This is a genomic window from Clostridia bacterium, from assembly GCA_014360065.1.
Classification (GTDB): Bacteria; Bacillota; DSM-521; order Neomoorellales; family JACIYF01; genus JACIYF01.
Map to the genome: position 1 here is coordinate 1 of JACIYF010000203.1, position 2,794 is coordinate 2,794.

Genomic DNA, 2,794 nt, shown 5'->3' on the forward strand with positions numbered 1-2,794 from the left:
AAAGGGAATCGACTATCCTTATGCCTATGTCCCATTCACGGAACAGCGGAACATGGAGACTTTCCTACAGCTTGTTAAAGAGGGCAAGGTAACACCGAGTCGCCTTGTAACGCACCGTTTCCCGATTGCCGAGGCCGAAAAGGCCTATGATATGATCAAGACAGCTGGGAGTGGCAATTATCTTGGAGTGGTGTTTACATACCCGCAGGAGGCCTCATGCAAACGAAGAGTAGATATCAAGTTTGGAAAACGAGCAGGTGGCCATGAGAGTCGCGTGAGGCTAGGCGTGATCGGGGCGGGGAACTACGCTAAGGTAATGCTTCTCCCATACTTGTCAGCGATGAAGGGCGTGGAACTTGCTGGTGTATGCACCTCTACGGGCATCAGCGCAAACCACGCGGCCAGGAAATACGGCTTTGAATTCTGCACCACGGATGATGAGGAGATTTTCAAAGATAAGGATATCAATGCGGTGGTGATCGCTACCCGCCATAACCTCCATGCTCCGCTTACGATTCGCGCCCTTGCATCCGGTAAGCATGTATTTGCGGAAAAGCCCCTGGCCACCACTGAGGAGCAATTGGCCCAGGTTGTCGAGGCTGCCCAGGCTGCTGATAGGTTTGTGATGGTGGGGTTTGATAGAAGATTTGCCCCACTCGTTGCTGAGGCAAAAAAGGCCTTCGCGGGACATTCGGGTCCCCTATCCATGATCTACAGGGTCAATGCTGGAGCCATTCCACCTGATCATTGGACGCAGGATCCTGAAGAGGGAGGCGGCCGGGTCATTGGGGAAGTGTGTCATTTTATTGATCTGCTTCAGTTTCTCTGTGGGGCAAAGCCCTTTGAAGTATATGCGGTTGCGGCAGGTAGTGGGGAGAGTGGCAAGCCTGAGGATAATCTCAGCGTTACCATAGAGTTTGAGGACGGTTCCATCGGAACCATCGCCTACTTTAGCACCGGTGATAAGGCGATCCCCAAGGAGTATATTGAGGTCTACGGCGAAGGAAAGACATTCATCATCGAGGATTTCCGCCGCGCTGTCTTCGCAAGTGGTGGTAACGTCCGGACTTTCCGAGGCCATGGGCAGGACAAGGGCCAGAAGGCAGAACTCCAGGCTTTCGTAGATGCGGTGCTAGGGAGGAGGCCCGTCCCCATCCCCTTTGATGAGTTGATTTATACGACACTAACCACGTTCAGGGTACTGGATTCGATCCGGGAGAGGCGGCCAGTCCCAGTGGAGTGGTGGTTGGGCCAGGATACCGAGGCCGAAGAAATTGCGGCCACCCGTGGGGAAATTGGGGATGCGAACGATGCGGATAGTCCAGAACGGAGCGGGCAGTAGGCTAAAGGCTGCTGTACTAGCACCCAATTGGAGAGATGGTAGTGGGGATTCATGGGGCTTATGAACTTATCTCGGAGATGGGGATATCGTGGTTCATCTGGCGGAGCCTGTACGAACTTGAGCTGCGAACTGGGATTCTGCGCAGGCGATTTCCGCCTACAGATCCAGGTAAGGCCCTGGCGCAGTCCGTGGGGGTGCCTCTCGACAAGCTTGATTCATTCTTATTTGAAAGATGGGCTAACAACGAAGCGCGCTTTTTCCTTGATCCTGAGATCGCGCGCTACCAAGCCGTAGTGACCCAGCCGGATATTGTACTCAAGGTGGCCAATGCAGCCAAGCAGGGTAGGTTTCTTTTCTTTAACCACTGGTGGGCTGAACTAGGAGACCCGCCGGACTGGTTTATCAATCCCGTAACCGGGATCAGATTCCCCAATACAGCCCATTGGTCGCAGATTCCAGACCTATCTCCTGAACTGGGTGATATCAAGTATGTCTGGGAGCCTTCGCGCCACGCTCAGGTCTACTATTACGCTCGCGCCTATGCGTTAACGGGCGATCAGGAGTACCCTGAGGCCTTTTGGAGGCAGTTTGAACATTGGGTCGCGAGCAATCCGGCGGAGTTAGGGCCAAATTGGCGGTGCGGCCAGGAGATTGCGCTACGCAGTCTCGCCTGGATCTTTGGCCTATTTGCGTTCCGGAGCGATCCCGCTACCACAGTGCGCCGGATTGCGTTGATGCTCCAGTACCTGTGGTATCAGGCGCTGCACATCGAAAAGATCCACTGGTATGCGGCTCGTTGCGTTCGAAACAACCATGCCATCAGTGAAGCAGCAGGGCTGTTTACCATCGGCACTCTTTTCCCGTTTCTACCAGGTGCGAAAAGGTGGCAGGCGAAGGGGTTGCGTTTTCTCACCAAAGAAGCTATGTGGCAGATCTACGAAGATGGAACTTATGTCCAGCACTCGATGAATTACGCCAGGCTGGTTGTTCAGCTGTTCACATGGTGCCTACGAGTGGGACAAATAAACGGTGTTGAGCTTCCCGACCCCTTGCGGAAACGCCTGCAGCAGCTGGTTTCCTTTCTTGTCAGCGTGCAGGATGCTAGGACAGGCCGGGTCCCAAACTACGGATCAAATGATGGCGCCTTGGTATTCCCGCTTTCGTCATGCGACTACTTAGATTACCGGCCGGCTTTAAATGCTCTTAACTTGGCGCTTACGGGTAAAAAGCTCTATGAAGCAGGCCCCTGGGATGAGGAAGCGGCGTGGTTCTGCGGTCCGAATCTCGCAGAGCCGGGGCCTACATCCCGGGGAGCCGGCGATCAGAGCGGTGTGACCAGTACTCTACCAAAGGTCGCCATTGAACAAACCGGCACTGGTGACAGGCCTCAACAAGTTGGTAGGGGCCAGGCCTTCCCGGTTGGCGGTTACTATGTCTTGCATGGGCCTGCTA

2 protein-coding genes are annotated in these 2,794 nt (G+C 54.5%); both read left to right on the forward strand.

The window, feature by feature from the left end; genetic code table 11:
• Window positions 1-274 precede the first annotated feature (274 nt).
• Window positions 275-1,342: a Gfo/Idh/MocA family oxidoreductase gene (locus H5U02_14980; GenBank protein MBC7343723.1), complete on the forward strand. Its 1,068-nt coding sequence runs from the start codon at window positions 275-277 to the stop codon at window positions 1,340-1,342.
• 41 nt (window positions 1,343-1,383) lie between these two features.
• Window positions 1,384-2,794 (forward strand): alginate lyase family protein (locus tag H5U02_14985; protein MBC7343724.1); only part of this gene is annotated, 1,411 nt, incomplete at its 3' end.